Origin of the sequence: Ruegeria sp. R14_0 (assembly GCF_017743975.1) — a bacterium.
Taxonomy (GTDB): Bacteria; Pseudomonadota; Alphaproteobacteria; order Rhodobacterales; family Rhodobacteraceae; genus Ruegeria.
The window spans coordinates 709604-727298 of the sequence record NZ_JAGHRC010000002.1 but is presented as its reverse complement, the minus strand read 5'-3'; the positions used below and the strand labels follow the sequence as shown (position 1 = coordinate 727298).

The 17695-nt window shown below is 57.4% G+C and carries 22 protein-coding genes; 12 read left to right on the top strand and 10 right to left on the bottom strand.

The window, feature by feature from the left end; genetic code table 11:
• The first annotated feature begins 15 nt into the window (after positions 1–15).
• The 3 genes from trxA to J7416_RS09650 all read left to right on the top strand — a co-directional run bounded on the left by trxA (position 16) and on the right by J7416_RS09650 (position 1142).
• Positions 16–336: a thioredoxin gene (gene trxA, locus J7416_RS09660; RefSeq protein WP_209224493.1), complete on the top strand. Its 321-nt coding sequence runs from the start codon at positions 16–18 to the stop codon at positions 334–336.
• A 96-nt stretch (positions 337–432) separates the two neighbouring features.
• Positions 433–783, top strand: a complete 351-nt coding sequence (locus tag J7416_RS09655; RefSeq protein ID WP_209224492.1) for a Lin0512 family protein — start codon at positions 433–435, stop codon at positions 781–783.
• Positions 780–1142 carry a Lin0512 family protein gene (locus J7416_RS09650; RefSeq protein WP_209224491.1) on the top strand — a complete coding sequence of 121 codons (363 nt, stop codon included), beginning with the start codon at positions 780–782 and terminating at the stop codon, positions 1140–1142. The genes J7416_RS09655 and J7416_RS09650 overlap by 4 nt, the downstream gene beginning before the upstream one ends.
• Before the next feature lie 61 nt (positions 1143–1203).
• Here the strand turns inward: J7416_RS09650 and J7416_RS09645 are convergent, their stop codons facing one another.
• Complete coding sequence (locus tag J7416_RS09645; protein ID WP_209224490.1) at positions 1204–1398, bottom strand: DUF1127 domain-containing protein; 195 nt, start codon at positions 1396–1398, stop codon at positions 1204–1206.
• A 199-nt stretch (positions 1399–1597) separates the two neighbouring features.
• Here J7416_RS09645 and hslV point away from each other — a divergent pair, with 199 nt between their 5' ends.
• Positions 1598–2149, top strand: coding sequence for an ATP-dependent protease subunit HslV (hslV, locus tag J7416_RS09640; protein WP_209224489.1), 552 nt, complete (start codon positions 1598–1600; stop codon positions 2147–2149).
• Here the strand turns inward: hslV and J7416_RS09635 are convergent.
• Together J7416_RS09635 and J7416_RS09630 are read right to left on the bottom strand one after the other, a co-directional pair.
• The gene (locus tag J7416_RS09635) at positions 2146–3387 is read right to left on the bottom strand and encodes an MFS transporter (RefSeq protein ID WP_209224488.1); all 1242 of its coding nucleotides are present in this window, start codon (positions 3385–3387) and stop codon (positions 2146–2148) included. The genes hslV and J7416_RS09635 overlap by 4 nt on opposite strands.
• A 116-nt stretch (positions 3388–3503) precedes the next feature.
• On the bottom strand, positions 3504–3905 hold the full coding sequence (locus J7416_RS09630) for a DM13 domain-containing protein (protein ID WP_209224487.1): 402 nt from the start codon (positions 3903–3905) through the stop codon (positions 3504–3506).
• A 197-nt stretch (positions 3906–4102) separates the two neighbouring features.
• Here J7416_RS09630 and hslU point away from each other — a divergent pair, with 197 nt between their 5' ends.
• From hslU to J7416_RS09615, 3 genes are all read left to right on the top strand, one after another.
• On the top strand, positions 4103–5410 hold the full coding sequence (hslU, locus tag J7416_RS09625) for an ATP-dependent protease ATPase subunit HslU (protein ID WP_209224486.1): 1308 nt from the start codon (positions 4103–4105) through the stop codon (positions 5408–5410).
• A 99-nt stretch (positions 5411–5509) separates the two neighbouring features.
• Positions 5510–6610: an alpha/beta fold hydrolase gene (locus tag J7416_RS09620; protein WP_209224485.1), complete on the top strand. Its 1101-nt coding sequence runs from the start codon at positions 5510–5512 to the stop codon at positions 6608–6610.
• A complete protein-coding gene (locus tag J7416_RS09615) occupies positions 6607–7827 on the top strand; it encodes an MFS transporter (protein ID WP_209224484.1) in 1221 nt (406 codons plus the stop codon). The genes J7416_RS09620 and J7416_RS09615 overlap by 4 nt, the downstream gene beginning before the upstream one ends.
• Here the strand turns inward: J7416_RS09615 and J7416_RS09610 are convergent.
• From J7416_RS09610 to J7416_RS09600, 3 genes are read right to left on the bottom strand one after another with little or no spacing between them, the layout of a single operon-like run.
• Positions 7824–8411: a Smr/MutS family protein gene (locus J7416_RS09610; RefSeq protein WP_209224483.1), complete on the bottom strand. Its 588-nt coding sequence runs from the start codon at positions 8409–8411 to the stop codon at positions 7824–7826. The genes J7416_RS09615 and J7416_RS09610 overlap by 4 nt on opposite strands.
• Positions 8411–9445, bottom strand: a complete 1035-nt coding sequence (locus tag J7416_RS09605) for a murein transglycosylase A (RefSeq protein ID WP_209224482.1) — start codon at positions 9443–9445, stop codon at positions 8411–8413. Before J7416_RS09605 ends, J7416_RS09610 begins: the two co-directional genes overlap by 1 nt.
• Positions 9442–10101 carry a Tim44/TimA family putative adaptor protein gene (locus tag J7416_RS09600; RefSeq protein ID WP_209224481.1) on the bottom strand — a complete coding sequence of 220 codons (660 nt, stop codon included), beginning with the start codon at positions 10099–10101 and terminating at the stop codon, positions 9442–9444. Before J7416_RS09600 ends, J7416_RS09605 begins: the two co-directional genes overlap by 4 nt.
• A gap of 107 nt (positions 10102–10208) precedes the next feature.
• On the opposite strand from J7416_RS09600, the gene J7416_RS09595 reads away from it, so the two are divergent.
• Both J7416_RS09595 and secB read left to right on the top strand, forming a co-directional pair.
• Positions 10209–10709 (top strand): FxsA family protein, encoded by a 501-nt coding sequence (locus J7416_RS09595; protein WP_209224480.1) that lies wholly within the window; start codon positions 10209–10211, stop codon positions 10707–10709.
• A gap of 54 nt (positions 10710–10763) precedes the next feature.
• Positions 10764–11261: a protein-export chaperone SecB gene (secB, locus tag J7416_RS09590; RefSeq protein ID WP_170426326.1), complete on the top strand. Its 498-nt coding sequence runs from the start codon at positions 10764–10766 to the stop codon at positions 11259–11261.
• A 27-nt stretch (positions 11262–11288) separates the two neighbouring features.
• Here the strand turns inward: secB and dnaQ are convergent, their stop codons facing one another.
• From dnaQ to J7416_RS09570, 4 genes are read right to left on the bottom strand one after another with little or no spacing between them, the layout of a single operon-like run.
• Entirely contained in the window at positions 11289–12011 is a 723-nt protein-coding gene (gene dnaQ / locus J7416_RS09585; RefSeq protein WP_209224479.1) for a DNA polymerase III subunit epsilon, read from the bottom strand.
• The gene (gene coaE / locus J7416_RS09580; protein WP_209224478.1) at positions 12004–12597 is read right to left on the bottom strand and encodes a dephospho-CoA kinase; all 594 of its coding nucleotides are present in this window, start codon (positions 12595–12597) and stop codon (positions 12004–12006) included. Before coaE ends, dnaQ begins: the two co-directional genes overlap by 8 nt.
• Entirely contained in the window at positions 12594–13427 is an 834-nt protein-coding gene (locus tag J7416_RS09575; protein WP_209224477.1) for a shikimate dehydrogenase, read from the bottom strand. Before J7416_RS09575 ends, coaE begins: the two co-directional genes overlap by 4 nt.
• Positions 13424–14023, bottom strand: a complete 600-nt coding sequence (locus tag J7416_RS09570; protein WP_209224476.1) for a nucleoside triphosphate pyrophosphatase — start codon at positions 14021–14023, stop codon at positions 13424–13426. The genes J7416_RS09575 and J7416_RS09570 overlap by 4 nt, the downstream gene beginning before the upstream one ends.
• 404 nt (positions 14024–14427) lie before the next feature.
• Here J7416_RS09570 and J7416_RS09565 point away from each other — a divergent pair, with 404 nt between their 5' ends.
• The 3 genes from J7416_RS09565 to mnmE all read left to right on the top strand — a co-directional run bounded on the left by J7416_RS09565 (position 14428) and on the right by mnmE (position 17687).
• The gene (locus J7416_RS09565; protein WP_209224475.1) at positions 14428–14877 is read left to right on the top strand and encodes a CopD family protein; all 450 of its coding nucleotides are present in this window, start codon (positions 14428–14430) and stop codon (positions 14875–14877) included.
• Between the two features lie 221 nt (positions 14878–15098).
• Positions 15099–16370: a transcription termination factor Rho gene (gene rho, locus J7416_RS09560; RefSeq protein WP_209224474.1), complete on the top strand. Its 1272-nt coding sequence runs from the start codon at positions 15099–15101 to the stop codon at positions 16368–16370.
• A gap of 30 nt (positions 16371–16400) precedes the next feature.
• Positions 16401–17687, top strand: a complete 1287-nt coding sequence (gene mnmE / locus J7416_RS09555) for a tRNA uridine-5-carboxymethylaminomethyl(34) synthesis GTPase MnmE (RefSeq protein ID WP_209224473.1) — start codon at positions 16401–16403, stop codon at positions 17685–17687.
• The last annotated feature ends 8 nt before the right edge of the window (positions 17688–17695 follow it).

Here is a 17695-nt window from a genome sequence, read left to right as displayed (position 1 = left end):
TTCAGGAGACAGAATATGTCGACCGTAGCCGTTACCGACGATACCTTTGACGCCGAAGTCAAAAACTCCAATGTCCCCGTTGTGGTGGATTTCTGGGCCGAGTGGTGCGGCCCCTGTAAGCAGATTGGCCCCGCTCTGGAAGAGTTGGCAGCCGAGTATGGCGACAAGGTGAAAATCGCCAAGGTGGACGTGGACAGCAACCCGAACGCAGCGGCTGCAATGGGCGTGCGCGGTATCCCGGCACTGTTTATCTTCAAAGACGGTCAGGTCGTATCGAACCGCGCCGGCGCAGCACCCAAGGCCGCGTTGCAAAGCTGGATCGACGAATCCATCTGATCTGATGTGAATGTCACTGAACACAAGGGCGTCCAGTTTTGGGCGCCCTTTTTTTGCGATCGGCTGGAAACCGGGCCGACAGGACAGGGAAGAGAAATGGCAAAGACACGGGTTCTGGTGGAGTTCGGGATGGGCACATCCCTCAGGCGCGAGGATTATACCGAGGCCGCTTTGCGCGCGATCAAGGATGCGCTGTGGCACAATTCGGTCAACATGGCAGAACTGTTCGGCTTTCCCAAAGAAGCGATGATCATTGACGCTGAGGTGGGGGTGCAGCAACCCGACAAAGTGGATACCGAAGCGCTGAAGGCGATCTTTCCCTACGGTCAGCCTAATATCACCGTCACACAGGGCGGTCTCGATATCGAAAAGCCGCATACCAAGGGCAGCACGGTCATCGCCAATGCCGCCGTTATCGTCTCATTCGACATGGAGCCTGCTCAATGACCGAGAAACGTATCATTCTGGAAATGGGCACCGGGAACGACCTCTATGGTCAGGACTATACCAAAGCGGCCCGTCGCGCGGTGCAGGACGCGCTGCATCACTCGTCGATCACGCTGTTTTCCAAACTGGGGATCGACCACACGGAAATGCGGGTTCAGGTGACGATTGCGGTGCAAAACCCCGATGCGGTTGATTGCGATCAGGTCGCCGCCGATCTGCCACGGGGCCGGGCCGAGGTGCGGGCCGTCAAAGGCGGGCTGGATGTTGCGGATGACGCTGCGGGAACTCGCCATGTCATTGCCACCGCCGCTATTGAGGCATTTCTGCCCGATCTGGCAGGCAAATTTATCCAAAGCTGACAAAGAAAAAGCCGCTCGGGGGTCCGGGCGGCTGTTCCGATTGGGTTATCCGGTCGAGGGATCAGAGCTTTGCGATATCCTCGCGAACCAAGCCGATATCCTCAAGCTGGGTATCGCTCAGCTGGGAAAGAAGCTTGCGGGTTTTGCGGCTCTCGTTCCATTCAACAACGGCTTCGAAAGCGTTCGAGAAGGCGTCCACTACGTGCAGGATGGTAGCTGCTCCGAGCGGCGCATGGATGTTTGCGGTGGTTGCCATGTGTCCGGTCCTATTTTGTGAAACAGCCGACCCGTTGTCGGTTGTGAGCCTCATGTAATCCCGCGTTGCCGGACTCACAATTGCTGGTCTGGTAACCCCGAATTGCATTCTGTGCATATCTTTTAGGCAGTTTTGCAACGGGTTGCGCCGATCCCGCGCCCGGCCCATATATACCCCCTGTGAGAACACGGAGGCTTTCATGGCGGACAACGACTTTCCCGGATGGCACGGGACCACGATCATTGGTGTCAAAAAGGACGGTCAGGTCGTCATTGCCGGTGACGGGCAGGTCAGCCTGGGCCAGACCGTGATCAAAGGAACCGCGCGCAAGGTGCGCCGCTTGTCACCCGGTGGGTTCGAAGTTGTCGCCGGATTCGCTGGATCGACCGCAGACGCCTTCACCTTGCTGGAGAGGTTGGAAGCCAAGCTCGAGGCTACGCCCGGCCAACTGGCCCGTGCCTCGGTCGAACTGGCCAAGGACTGGCGGACCGACAAGTACCTGCAAAAGCTCGAGGCGATGCTGATCGTCACGGATGGAACCGATCTGCTGGTCATCACCGGGGCAGGGGACGTGCTGGAGCCTGAACACAACGTCGCCGCCATTGGATCGGGTGGCAACTTTGCCCTCGCCGCGGCGCGCGCGATGATGGACAGCGACAAAACGGCCGAACAGGTCGCGCGTGAGGCCATGGCGATTGCCGCAGATATCTGCGTTTACACCAACGGCAATCTGACGGTTGAGACGATCTAGGCGAGCAGCGCCGAGATCTCTTTGCCTCTCCAGCGACGATACATGCCGACCAGCCCCAACAGGGCGGTGGCGATGACGATGTAGTAGGGCACGCGGATGTCGATGCTCATCAACCCTCCGCCGATCAGGGACATCACGCCGCCCGCAAGGCAGAAGACGGCTGTCGTAACCCCCATGACCCAGCCTTGGTCCGCCTCGCTGACGCTTGACGAAAACAGGCCCAGCAGCGTTGGGTAAGACACACCGAAGAAGAAATAGAAAAAGAAGATCGGAACATAGCTGAGCACGGCACTTGGGCTGAAAACAAAAGCAAAGCCGCAGATCACCATCACCACCAGCGAGGTCTGGATGATCTTGTGTTTGCTGAACCGCTCTTGCGCCGGTTTCACAAGGAACGTGCTGGAAAACGCCAGCGCGAAGCCAATCACCACCATTGCCATGCTGCCGCCGATTACACCGTATCCCCAGGCACTGGTCAGGTAATTGTCGACGAAAACGTAGAACGTGACATTGGCGACCATGAACAGCGCGTAGACTGGCAAAATCTTCAGAACCATCGGGTGATCGCGCACCGCGATCAGGCTGTCGGTGATGTCGCGCGGGCGGAAGACGAATGCTGCGCGCTCGGTGCGGGTATCTTTGAAGAAGAACGTCACCAGGAAGATCGCGATCAGCACCAAAACAAAGGCACCATAGAACGGCATCTTCAGCGTGGCGTAGCTGCCCAGAATGGCGGCATCAGACAGAACAGCTCCTATAATCGGGCCACCGACTAGGCCAAAGCTGACCCCGGTGATGATATAGCCCATGTTGCGGTCCCGATCGGCCGCATCTGTGCTGCCATCAATCATCGCCGCCTGCGCGATAGGTTGGTTGCCGGCTGTGAAACCGGTGATGGATCGACCAAGGATCAGCAGAACCAAGCTGTTGAGGTAAAGCGCAGCAATTGTGATGGCATACCCGGCCAGCGCTCCACCCAAACAAACCAACAAGGCATTTTTTCGCCCGATCGAGTCCGAAACCTTCGAGACATAAACCACCCCAAGAAACCAGGACAGAAAGAAACATCCAATCACGAGACCATAGTAGAAATGGCGTCGCCCCATCGGCGTGCTTTCCGGCAGAAATCCGGATTTCGTTTCCATGATGAGCGAGTTGATGATGGGAAAGACCAGCCCTTGCCCGATCAAATCCACAAACACCACGAACAGCAGTGTGATCTTGGCAATCTTGGTCATGACACGCACCCCGGAACTTGTTCCTGCAGATGAGTGTAACAGATAGGCGCTTTGCCACCTAACGTCTTGTCAGAGGCCGGTTTTTCACCGGCCTCCGGGCGCAAATCGTTGTTGGGTTACGACAGGGCAGCAACACCCAGCGGGACGCCAGCGACTTCGCACCAGATGTAAACTTCGTTGTAGCCCGAGATATCCATGGTCGGCGGCACAGCGTATTTCTGTTTACCCTTCAGGTTCAGCAGCGCGCCCAGTTTCGAGTTCGGGTCATAGGTGCCATCCTTGCCGAAGGCCACGCGCGGGTCGGGACCATTGTCCAGCGAAAAGTCGTCGCCCAGCTCAACGATATAGCGCTCACCGTCTTTGACCACTTTGACCGAACCCGTGGTGATATGCTTCGAGCGGCCCTCGAAAGTGCCCTTTTTCTTTGCGCCTCCGGCAACAGCACCGCTGGCACTGGCCAGTGTCAGGGCGGCGCCGGTAGCAGCGGCATTCAAAAAGAGCGAACGACGAGTCATCATGATGTGAGTCTCCATTTCAGATTGCAGGCGAACGTGCCCGTCGCCGAAGACTATGCGCATCGAACGCTCGGCTGGCGATTCACATCACCACGAATTTCCGTGTTCAGCCCGTGTGTTGGCGTGAGATTTTTGTGATCAGCTTGTGTTTTCGTGGCGTATGATTAGGTTCCGGTGCGAAACAATTGGATAGAACACTCATGACAGACCTGACCCCGCGCGAGATCGTCTCGGAACTGGACCGTTTCATCATCGGGCAGAAGGATGCCAAGCGGGCCGTGGCCGTCGCGTTGCGTAATCGCTGGCGGCGCAAGCAGTTGGCCGATGATATCCGGGATGAGGTCTATCCGAAAAACATCCTGATGATCGGCCCCACCGGCGTTGGTAAAACCGAAATCAGCCGTCGCCTGGCCAAGCTGGCCCGCGCACCGTTTATCAAAGTCGAGGCCACCAAATTTACCGAGGTCGGCTATGTCGGACGAGACGTGGAACAAATCGTGCGCGATCTGGCGGATGCTGCCATTCTGCAGACCCGTGAATACATGCGTGAAGATGTCAAAGCCAAAGCGCATCAAGCCGCCGAAGACCGCGTGATCGAAGCCATCGCTGGCACCGACGCCCGCGAAGGCACACGCGAGATGTTCCGCAAGAAACTGAAGGCGGGCGAACTTGACGACACCGAGATCGAGCTGGAGCTGGCTGACACCTCGAGCCCGATGCCGATGTTCGATATTCCCGGCCAGCCCGGCAGCCAGATGGGCATGATGAACCTGGGCGATATCTTTGGCAAAGCCTTCGGCGGTAGGACCGTGAAGCGCAAGATGACCGTTGCCGAAAGCTATGACGCACTGATCGGCGAAGAGGCTGACAAGCTGCTGGATGATGAAATCGTCAATCGAGTGGCGCTGGAGTCGGTCGAACAGAATGGCATCGTGTTCCTGGATGAGATCGACAAGGTCTGCGCCCGCACAGACGCGCGCGGCGGCGATGTCAGCCGCGAAGGGGTCCAGCGCGACCTGCTGCCTCTGATCGAGGGCACAACCGTCAGCACCAAGCACGGGCCGGTCAAAACCGACCATATCCTGTTCATCGCGTCCGGTGCGTTCCACATCGCCAAGCCCTCGGATCTGTTACCCGAACTTCAGGGCCGTCTGCCGATCCGCGTGGAGTTGCGCGCGCTGACAGAAGAAGACTTTGTTCGCATCCTGACCGAAACCGACAACGCCCTGACCCGGCAGTACACGGCGTTGATGGGCACCGAAGAAGTCACGGTCAGCTTCACCGATGACGGCATCGCCGCCTTGGCGCGCATCGCGGCAGATGTGAACCAGAGTGTCGAGAACATCGGTGCACGGCGTCTTTACACAGTGATGGAGCGGGTGTTCGAGGATCTTTCCTTTGTGGCACCCGACAAGGCTGGGACCGAGATCACGGTTGACGCGCAGTTCGTGAACGACAATCTGGGTGAATTGACCAAATCCACGGACCTCAGCCGTTACGTTTTGTAACGCCACAAGCCGTATTTCGCCGCTAAACTCACGTTCATCTGCTGGACGTGCGGCCAGAATGCGATAGCGTATGCACGACTCACCCCCGAGGGCTGACCTGTGCTGCGCATTTTTATCATTCTGTTCGTATCCATTTCGCTGAGCGCCTGCGTCGACCGGACGGTGTCCGAAGTCGTGCCCTCGGCCGCGACGATTGGTACGCCTGAAACCATCTTTGTCAGCACCAGCCGGGCCCGCGAGGCGAACGGATACTATGGCTTCCAACGTGGCGAGACGATCAAATTTCTGGACACAACGGTTTCGGTGCCACCAAGCCACACGCCCGGGACGCTCAAGTTTTCCTACGCGAACCCTAATCCCCAGAAAGAATTCGTTCTGGCAAACGTTACCGAGCTGAGTGGACCAAGCGGCCTGCGCGAGCATCTTCGCGGCGAGGACGATGTCACGATCTTTGTGCATGGCTATAACTCGACCCAAACCGAAACGATCTTTCGCGCGGCCCAATTGACCCATGACATCGGCTTGCCAGGATCAACGTTGGTCTATTCCTGGCCAAGTCGCGCGACGGGTTACGGATACGCCTACGATCTGGACAGCATGCTGTTCGCGCGTGACGGGTTGGAACAAACCATTCGCGAGTTGAAGTCCATGGGTGTCAAACGCGTCATTCTCGTTGCCCATTCCATGGGCGGTGCCTTGTCGATGGAAATGATGCGGCAAGCCGAATTGCAGGAACCCGGTTGGGCCAATCGAAACATCGAAGGCGTCGTGCTGATTTCGCCCGACCTGGATCTCGATCTGTTTCGATCACAGATGAAACGTATCGATAACCCGCCCGACCCGTTCATCGTAATGGTCTCGCAAAAGGATAAAATCCTGAACATCTCGGCCCGCCTGCGCGGCACGGATGAGGGTCAGAGGTTGGGAAACATTAGTTCAGTCGCGTCGCTTGAGGAATTCCCGATCAGTGTCATCGACACGACCGCATTCAACAGCGATGCCCAGTCCTCGCATTTCGTCGCTGCGACCTCTCCGGCACTCTTGTCGATCCTCAGCTCGTTGCGTCGCGTCAACAACACGTTTGGGCGTGAGGATCGGCCTGGCATCGATATTCTGGTCCCACCCAGCGAGCGGAATCCGGACGGTGCCACGGAAATTGTTCTGACTGAAACAGGACAGGCCCAGGTCACCACCCCGTGACGCAGTTCAGACTGCAGCAATACCTGCGGGACAACGCGACCTGGCTGGGCGCGGGTGTTCTTCTGACCTTTCTGTCCAGCTTTGGGCAGACCTTCTTTATCTCGGTTTTTGCCGGAAATATCCGGGCAGAGTTTGACCTAAGCCACGGAGCGTGGGGCGGGCTGTACTCGCTGGGCACGACTGTATCCGCAGTGGTGATGATCTGGGCCGGAGGGTTGACGGACATCTTTCGCGTTCGCGTTCTGGGCCCGGCGGTTCTGGCTGGTCTGGCCGTGGCGGCGCTGGCGATGGCCGTGAACAGTTGGCTGGTCCTGTTGCCTGTGGTGGTGTTTCTGCTGCGCTTGTTCGGTCAAGGCATGAGCACTCATTTGGCCCAGGTCGCGATGGCGCGTTGGTTCACTGTTTCGCGCGGCAAGGCCTTATCGATTGCCTCGGTCGGCTATGCAGTGGGTGAGGCGCTGTTGCCGCTGGCCTTTGTCGCTGCCATGACGCTTTTGGATTGGCGCTGGCTGTGGGTGATCTCTGCAGCGATCGTTGTCATGGGGATCCCAGTTCTTACGCGTCTCTTGCGGCAAGAAAGGACACCGCAAAGCCTGGCCGCAGAATACGCGGCAACCGGGATGATGGGGCGGCACTGGACTCGGAAAGAGACGCTGTTCCATCCGCTTTTCTGGTTCATGGCCCCGGCTGTGTTGGGACCATCCGCATTTATCACCGCGTTTTTCTTCCATCAGGTTCATCTGGCCGAGGTGAAAGGTTGGCAGCATATCGATCTGGTCGCGCTGTTTCCCGTTTTTACGGTTGTTTCGTTGATCTCGATGTTCCTGGCGGGTTGGGCGTTGGACAAATGGGGCACCGCACGGTTGATGCCGTTCTACCAAATCCCCATTGCGATCGGCTTCGTGGTCGCGGGCATGACAAGCTCAATCGCCGGGGCGATGATTGCAATGGTGTTTCTGGGCCTGACCGTCGGCGCCAACAACACGTTGCCCAGCGCGTTCTGGGCCGAGTTCTACGGCACAAGCCATATCGGGGCGATCAAGGCCATGGCAACAGCCGTCATGGTACTGGGGTCCGCCATCGGCCCCGGCCTGACCGGCGTGCTTTTGGACAGAGGGATCACACTGGACGACCAATTCCTGTGGATCGGAGGATTCTTTATCCTCGTATGCCTGTCAGTCTGGATCGGGGTTTCACGGGCTGTGCCGACGCTCTAACGCGATCGGCGCAGATAGACGTAGTAAGCGCCATCGCCGCCGTGACTGATATGGGCCGGGGCAACCTGCAGCACGGCCTGAGCCAAGGGCGGCAAGGCCAGCCATTGTGGTACCTGATTGCGCAAGACCCCGCGCGGGGTGGGTATGGGGCCGGGTTCATCCCTGTCCTTGCCCTTTCCGGTGACAACCAGAACCAGACGCTTCCCTGATGCCTGTGCCGTCAGTACAAACCGGATCAGCGCCGGATGAGCTGTGTCCACACGCATCCCGTGCAAATCCAACTTACCTTCGGGCTTGATCTTGCCGCGCTTCATTCGGCCAAACGCCTTGGTATCCATCTGCACCGGGCCCGCCTTCAGGCTTTCGCCAACAGATGGCTTCAGCGCGTTGCGCGCCGGTTTGCCTTGGGCATTTTGCCCGACCTCGAATGCTTCAAACCGGGGCTTTGGTGTCTTGGTCGGTTTCGGTTTGGGCAGGGTAACCGGATGAACCGTTTGCGGAAGTTCAGGGTGCAGGCGTTCCGCTTGTTTGGCGACCTTCCGCCACAGCTCGACCTCTTCTGCCGTCAGCTTGCGTCGGGACATCAGAACTCATCCGGTAACAGGGCATAGGCCCGCTGGATCGGCAGCAACAGGATCATGCGACCCGGATCCTTGAGACGCCCCGCAGCCTTTCCGGCCTCATCCCCTGTACCAAAGAAGATGTCCGCGCGCTGTGCGCCTTTAATGGCCGCTCCAGTGTCCTGTGCAATCATCAAGCGGCGCAGGGGGGACTTGCCGTCTTTCTCAACCCAAACCGGCGCGCCCAACGGGGTATAGGCCGGATCAGCCGCGATGCTGCGCATGGTCGTAACGGACCGGTTCATTGCACCCAATGGCCCAAATTCGGGCGCCACCCGCGAAACTTCGCGGAAGAAGACATAGGAGGGGTTGTGAAACAACAACTCAGCGCCGGCCTCGGGGTTCTTGCGCACCCAGGCTCGGATCATCTGGGCGCTGACCTCATGCGCGCCCAGTGCGCCCTGTCGGATCAGTTCAGCCCCGATGGAACGATAAGGGTGCCCGTTCGCACCGCCATACCCCACGCGCAGGGCACTGCCATCGGGCAACCGGACCCGGCCCGAGCCCTGGATCTGCAGAAAAAATAATTCGACCGGATCATCCACCCAGGCAATCTCAAGCCCGCGACCCTGCATCGCGTCCCCGGTCAGGATTTCACGCCGGCTGAGCCATTTGTCAGCGGCACGCGCCTCGGGCGGCATCTTGTAGATCGGGTATTTGAAGCGATCTGTCCGGGTTTTCGAGCCGTCTAGTTCAGGTTCAAAATAGCCGGTGAACAGGGCGTCTTCTCCGTCCTCAACAAGAACCGGCCGGAAAAACAGTTCAAAGAACGACCGCGCGGCGTCCGCCTTGTAGGTTTGGGCCACGCCACATAGCGCTTGCCAGTCCGGGTCATCCAGATCGCCGCAGGTGTTCAGAAAAACCGAAAGGGCCGCCCCGTGATCGTCGGCAGCCCAGCCATCAAGGTCGTCAAACGACAGGATGGATCGCGTAGGTTCAGCGCTGGCGGCAGTGGTCATCGCCGCCGCCAGTATAAGCGACCGGAGCGCGCCAATCATGCGTCCGTGGCGACAAGCAGCCAGTTCGGATCATCCGAGCCCATGACACGGGCAAAGGTCCAGCTGTCCTTTTGGCGTTTGACGGTGTTCGGGTTGCCTTCGATGATGTCACCGCCGCGATCACGTACGACCGAGGTCAGCTCACCCACAAACCGCATGGTGATTTCCGCCTGGTTCGTATCTTTGTCGAACTTTGCATCAGCAAGCGTGGTTTCGCGCACACCTATGAATTCGGCCTCGATCGTCAGCCCCTGGTCTTCGCGGGATGCCACGACCGAGACAAAAGTATCGAACACCTCTTCGGACAGGAACGGCTGGATTTCATCCAGATTGCCCTTTTCGAACCCCATGACAATCATCTCATAGGCACCGCGTGCGCCCTGCACGAATTCGGTTACGGAAAAGCTGGGTTCAACCCGCTTCATCGCAGCCAGCGTTTGGGCTTGCTCGCTGTCTTCGGCAACATGGTCGGTGATGTCATGATCCGGACCGCCTTCGATCACCTCGAACTCGCGACGCGATGCGTTCGTGTCGGGTTGTTGCTGGACGGGAGGCTTTTCAAAACCCTCACGAGTGCCCAGCACGCTTTTGAGGCGCAGGATCAGGAAAACGGCAATTCCGGCCAGGACCAGCAACTGGATCATCGGTTCGTTCATTTCATCCTCTTTTCAGGCCGCGACTTTGTATACGCAGCCTCATGCCACTATGTAGGTGACAGTTGGTGGCAAGTCCACAGCCCGGCCTATGGGAAAGGATAACGCAAATGTACTTGTTCTTGGCATTTTTATTGGTGCCCATCATCGAGATCGCGCTGTTCATACAGGTTGGCGGCCTTATCGGTCTGTGGCCGACGCTTGCCATCGTCGTTCTGACCGCCGTGATCGGTACCGCTTTGGTCAGGACACAAGGTCGCATGGCTTTGGCCAATCTGCAGCGGTCCTTTGCCGAACTGGACGACCCGACCGAGCCGCTGGCCCATGGTGCCATGATCCTGTTGTCGGGTGTTTTGCTGTTGACGCCGGGGTTTTTCACCGATGCCGTTGGCTTTGCGCTGCTTATTCCCGGCGTTCGGGTGGCCGTGTTCCGCTATCTGAAATCAAAAGTCACGATCACGCAGTTCCAGATGGGCAGCAGCGCGCAGTTTCGCACCGGACCAGCCCCGTTCGATCAGGATGATGTGATCGACGGCGAATTCACCGAGGTTCGCCCGCGTCAGAACCCGTCAAAACCATCCAAATGGGTCGAAGGGCCGCCTCAGCATTGAGGTGTTGCGCCCAACTTGCTAAGCAGTGGCGAATTTCATTTTCGGAGTAGATCCATGGCTGACGAGAGCCCTGCAGAAAACACCGCGGCACAGGCCGCCCCTCAGATCCAGATGCGTGTTCTGGGACAATTCATTCGGGATATGTCTTTTGAAAACGTGATGGCGCAAAAAGGCGTGTCGGGCGACGTTCAGCCCGAGATCGCCGTTCAGGTGAACCTGGATGCCAAAAAGCGCCCGACCGAGCATCAGTACGAAGTTGCCGTCAAGCTGAACCTGACCTCGAAAGCCAAGGGCATGGAAGACGTCCTGTTCCTGTGCGAGCTGGACTATTGCGGTCTGTTCCACATTGAAGGTGTGGCCGAAGATCAGCTGCACCCCTTCCTGATGATCGAATGCCCGCGCATGCTGTTCCCGTTCCTGCGCCGCATCGTCAGCGACATCACCCGCGACGGTGGCTTCCCACCGGTGAACCTGGACAACATCGACTTTGTTGCACTGTACCGCAACGAGCTGATGCGCCGTCAGGCCGAAGCTCAGAAAACCGAAGCTTAATCGGTTGCACCCGCGCCGGGCAGGGGCCTAGGCGCGGGTCCACAGGGCGTTTTCGCCCAATTTCTCGACAAAAGCATCATGCGCTGCGCGCTCATCCTCGGTTATCCGCGATGGCAACGCATTGGCGCGCGCCGTTGGACGCCAATCATCGCCTTCACCCGAAGCAGACGCCGCGCTTGTCGACAGGCCGAAATCCGGCTGCCGTCCGCCAATAAGCTCAAGATACACCTCGGCCAGAATTTCCGAGTCGAGCAACGCCCCGTGCAAAACGCGGTTCGTGTTGTCGATGTTAAAGCGGCGGCACAGCGCATCCAGCGAGGCAGGCGAGCCGGGAAATCGTTTGCGTGCAATCGCCAGCGTATCCAACGCCTGATCCATCGGAAGGGTCGGCAGACCCATCCATCTGAGTTCCGCGTTCAGGAATTTCATGTCGAACGACGCATTGTGGATCACCAATTTGGAATCCCGAACAAAGTCCAGAAACCCCTGACCGACCTTGGCAAAGACCGGCTTGTCCTTCAGCGTAACCTCGCCCTTTTCCGGCGGCCGAGGGTTTTCCAGCAAGTCGGGGCCAATACCATGTACGCCAAACGCCTCATCCGGCATCGACCGTTCGGGATTGATATAAACGTGATAGGTCTCGCCGGTGGCCACGTGATTCCACAGCTCGACTGCACCGATTTCGACAATCCGGTCGCCGCTTTCGGGATCAAACCCCGTGGTTTCGGTATCCAGTACAATCTCACGCATCAGCCATCCCCGCCCGTATCTGCCTGACCACATCCTGCACCTGCGCGCGGGCATGGTCCAGCGTATCCGTCACGATTACGAAATCCGACCGCGCGCATTTCTCGTCATTCGGCATCTGCTTGGCGCGGATCTGTTCGAACTGCGCTTCGGTCATCGTCCCGCGCTCCATCACGCGGCGTTTCTGTTCATCCGCCGGGATCGAAACACAGGCAACGGCATCCATCGCCGCGTCGCCACCGGTTTCAAACAACAGTGGTACATCGAACACCAGAACGTCCGCCGTAGCATTTTCGCGGAATGCGGCCCGGTCTGCGGCCACCAAGGGGTGCACGATTCCTTCGATCACTTTCAAAGAGGCCGGATCGGCCGCGATGATGTGTTTCAACGCCTCTCTGCTGACCGCACCATTGATCACAGCGTCTGGAAAAGCCGCGCGCATCGGTTCAACAGCTGCCCCTCTGACCGAATACAGCTTGTGCACCGCCGCATCCGCATCCCAAAGCGCACAACCTTCGTCCACGAACATCTGCGCCGTCGTACTTTTGCCCATCCCGATCGAGCCCGTCAGGCCAAGCGCAAAGCTCATCCCAGCACCGTGGCGCGCAGCTCATCCGTTACTTCGGGGCGGTGGCCAAACCAACGCTCAAACCCCGGCACTGCCTGATGAAGCAACATGCCCAGACCATCCACCGTGGTACACCCGGCGTCTTCGGCGGTCTGCAGCAACCGGGTTTTGAGAGGCGCGTAAACCAGGTCAGTGACAACAGCACCCGGCTGCAACCCGTCCAATGGCACCCGCAATTCGGGCTGTCCTTGCATGCCCAGCGACGTTGTATTTACCACCAGCTCGGCATTTTCGATGACGTTCCCGGCCTGCAGCCAATCAATCACCGTGATCTGCGATCCGAATTCTTCTTTCAACTGATCAGCCCGCGCTCGCGTACGATTGGTCAACAAAACCTCTGGCACGCCTGCATCGATCAGGGCCTGCAGAACCGCGCGTGCCGCGCCTCCTGCGCCAAACACCACCGCGGGCCCATCCTGCGGGTTCCAATCCGGCGCACCAGAGCGCAGGTTCTCCATAAAACCGTACCCATCGGTGTTGTCCGCATGGATTGAGCCATCATCCCGAAACACAAGCGTGTTCGCCGCGCCAATCCTTTTTGCTCTGTCCGACACTTCATCTGCCAGACGCAAAGCAGCCTCTTTATGCGGCACGGTGACGTTGGCTCCAACGAACCCGGCTTGCGGGAGGGTTCTTAGAACAGTTTCCAAATCCTCAGGCGAAACATCCATCGGGACATAGAATCCGGCCAGACCATAAGTCTTTAGCCAATGCCCATGCAGTTTAGGGGATTTCGAATGCGCAACCGGATGCCCGATCACTCCGGCTAGAGGAATTCGGGTTTCACTCATTGATCAATCATCCCTTTAACGGCCAGATAATTCAGCAACTCCAACAAGGGCATACCCAAGACGTTAAAATAGTCCCCGTCAATGGTCGCGAACAGGCGCACACCTTCTTCCTCAAGCTTATAAGCCCCAACCGCTTGACGAATGCTGTCCCAATTGCGGTCGACATAGTCGCGCAAGTAAGCGTCCGAGCTCATCCGCATCCGCAGACGGACCTGCCCCACATGCCGCCAGATCGGTTCGCCATTCTGATAGATCACCGCTGCGGACAACAGCATGTGCCGCTTGCCACGCATCGCCTTCAATTGCGCCAGCGCGTCCTTGGGCGTTTCAGGCTTCGACAGAAGCTGACCGTCAAAATCAAGCACCTGGTCGCAGCCCACAACCATCGCTCCGGGGTTTTTATCGCTGACTTTACGGGCTTTCATTTCGGCCAATGTGTCCGCAATATCGCGCGGTGGCGCATTCTCGGCCAGCAACGCGCGCTTGGCCGTGTCTTCGTCCACCCGCGCAGTTTGCACCGTAAACGGCACACCCGCATTGCGAAGCAGCTGTGCACGAATGGATGACCCCGAGGCTAGGATGATGGGGACAGACATGTGGAAAACCCCCTGAGCAAATCGTTGAGCGTTCTGGGATGGTTTGTATGGTTTTCCGGTTGACACGCAACCCCGGGAATTTCGCTCAAATCTCACCCGAGTCGCCCGAAACCCATCCTTTCGGGACAAGGATAACTTTGTCGCACGGGAAAACCGGGATGTCCCATCTTACCCAATGAGTTATCCCCAGTTTCCTTTTCTGGAGTGTTATTCAAGTATTTGATATTTATCAATAAAATTCAAAATCAACAGAATCACTTGCTCGCACAGAAATTCTGTCCACTTGGGGAAAAGGCTTGAGTAAAAAAGTAATCCACGGAAATTGCTCATCCTACAAAACCATCTTCCTTTTTCTTTTCTTATTTTTTTATTAGGGAGAGTTCCGAGCAACGTCCGGAGCCAGAATGACTGATCTTCTTTTCACGATTTACCCGTGGGTGAAGTCACTGCACATCATGGCCGTGATCTCTTGGATGGCCGGGTTGTTCTATTTGCCCAGATTGTTCGTGTATCACGTAGAAAAGGCACAAGCCGTCGACGGAGCGCAGGACATCTTCTTTGAAATGGAAGAGAAGCTTTTGCGCGTCATCATGCGCCCTGCAATGATCGTAGCGTGGGTGTGCGGTCTGATCATGGTGTTCACGCCGGGCATTGTCGGATGGGATTGGTCCTGGCCCTGGATCAAGGGGGCAGCCGTTATCGCGATGACCTGGTTCCATCACTGGCTGATGGCACGGCGCAAGGATTTCTTAGAAGGCCGAAACAAGCTCACTGGGCGGCAGTTTCGCATGATGAACGAGGTCCCGACCGTTTTGATGGTTATCATCGTCCTGGCGGTCGTTCTGAAGTTCTAGAGCGGTTTTCGTTTTAGGTCACACCATGCATTGAAACACGCGTTCGACCGAAGGGAGAGGCAGCGTGTTTCGATACAGTTCAAATGAAAACCGCTTTGAAGGCCTGTTTGACTCGGGCCGCTGTCGCGCTTATGTAGGGATCAACTCGCCCGTCCGGGCGGCGTATTTTCCGTACTGAAATTCCACTTCGTGCCGCGCTGTCTGCGGTGAAGGTATATATCATGACAACTGAAGCCCTGAATCTGGCCGACCTGAAGGCCAAAAGCCCCAAAGATCTTCTGGCGATGGCCGAAGAACTGGAGATCGAAAACGCCTCGACCATGCGTAAAGGCGAGATGATGTTCCAGATCCTGCGCGAACGCGCGGATGAGGGCTGGACCGTTGGCGGCGATGGCGTGCTGGAGGTTCTGCAGGACGGTTTCGGCTTTCTACGCTCGCCCGAGGCGAACTATCTGCCGGGTCCGGATGACATCTATGTCTCACCCGACATGATCCGCCAGCATTCGCTGCGCACCGGTGACACGGTCGAAGGTGAGATCAAAGCGCCTGATGACAATGAACGCTATTTCGCGCTAACCAAGGTCACCAAGATCAACTTTGAAGATCCTGAAAAGGCCAAGCACAAAATCCTGTTCGACAACCTGACGCCGCTCTATCCGGATGAGCGTCTGAAGATGGAAATCGAGGATCCCACGATCAAGGACAAGTCGGCCCGTGTGATTGATCTGGTGGCACCCATCGGTAAAGGCCAGCGGTCGCTGATCGTGGCGCCGCCGCGGACCGGTAAAACGGTGATCCTGCAGAACATCGCGCATTCGATCGAACAGAACCACCCGGAATGCTATCTGATCGTTCTGCTGATCGATGAACGGCCCGAAGAGGTGACCGACATGCAGCGTTCGGTGAAGGGTGAGGTGGTGTCTTCGACCTTTGACGAACCAGCAACCCGCCACGTGGCCGTGTCGGAGATGGTGATCGAAAAAGCCAAGCGTCTGGTCGAACATAAACGAGATGTTGTTATCTTGCTCGACTCGATCACAAGACTTGGTAGGGCATTCAACACTGTGGTGCCGTCCTCGGGTAAAGTTCTGACCGGTGGTGTAGACGCAAATGCTCTGCAACGTCCAAAGCGTTTCTTCGGTGCCGCGCGGAACATTGAAGAGGGTGGTTCGCTGACCATCATCGCCACCGCACTGATCGATACCGGAAGCCGGATGGACGAAGTGATCTTTGAAGAATTCAAAGGCACCGGTAACTCGGAAATCGTTCTGGATCGCAAGATCGCAGACAAGCGGGTGTTCCCGGCGATCGACATCCTCAAGTCCGGCACACGGAAAGAGGACCTGCTGGTCGACAAGGGCGATCTGGCCAAGACCTTCGTTCTGCGCCGCATCCTCAACCCGATGGGCACCACCGATGCGATCGAGTTCCTGTTGTCCAAGTTGAAACAGACCAAGACGAATGGTGAGTTCTTCGACTCGATGAACACCTGATACAGGTCTTAACCCACGCGAGGCCTTCGAATGGATACGATATTCGCCTTGGCCAGCGCGCAAGGCAAAGCCGGGGTGGCGGTCATCCGCCTCTCGGGACCTTTGGCGCATTCTGCTGCGGCTGATTTGACAGGAAGCACATTGCCGTCCCGAGGCATGCGGGTGCGTACATTGTACGCCGATGATGGTGCGCGGCTGGACGATGGGTTGGTTTTGACCTTTCAGGGCCCGGCTAGTTTTACTGGCGAAGATGTGGCCGAGCTGCAGATACATGGCAGCACAGCTGCAGTGAATGCAGTCATGCGATGCCTTTCGGGTATGTCAGGTCTGCGATTGGCAGAACCTGGAGAGTTCACTCGGCGCGCATTGGAAAATGGTAAGATGGACCTAACCCAGGTCGAAGGGCTTGCGGACCTGATCGATGCAGAAACCGAAGCGCAGCGAAAGCAAGCTCAGACAATCTTGGCTGGCGGTCTGGGAACTTTGGCCGAACGGTGGCGCCGCGATCTGATCCGCGCGGCGTCGTTGCTTGAGGCCGTCATAGATTTCGCCGACGAAGAAGTTCCAACCGATGTGACACCGGAAGTGAACACGCTGGTGTCCGGTGTGATGACCGATCTACAGCGTGAGGCCGATGGTGTGAAGATCGCTGAGCGCATTCGAACTGGGTTCGAAGTTGCGATTGTCGGTTTGCCGAATGCAGGTAAATCTACATTGCTGAACGCCCTAGCGGGACGAGAGGCGGCGATCACTTCGGAATACGCCGGAACAACGCGCGATGTGATCGAGGTGCGGATGGACCTTGCCGGGCTGCCTGTCACCTTGCTGGACACTGCCGGGTTGCGAGAGACGAAAGATCATGTCGAGAATTTGGGGATCGAACTGGCCAAAAAACGGGCTGAGGCAGCCGATCTACGGGTTTTCTTGTCAGATGACCCGCAAGCGCTGGGTGTCCGAGTCCTGGAAGATGATATTCAGGTCTTGCCAAAATCCGACCTTCGGGATCAGTCGGAAAACGGAGTGTCCGGAAAAACTGGCCAAGGGATAGATCAGTTAATTTCCCAGATTTCGTATATTCTTAGCAATAAGACTACAAGCAGTGGTATTGCTACTCGTGAAAGGCATAGGGTTGCCTTGCTCAAAGCTATTGATGCTCTGCGTGCGGCGACGACGGTTCTGGAATCGGGCCCGGATTTGTATGATATCGCTGCAGAAGAACTGCGCACGGCGATCCGTGCCCTTGAAACCTTGGTTGGCAGAATAGGGGTAGAGGATCTTTTGGATGAGATCTTCTCGAGCTTCTGCCTGGGTAAGTAAGGAGTGTT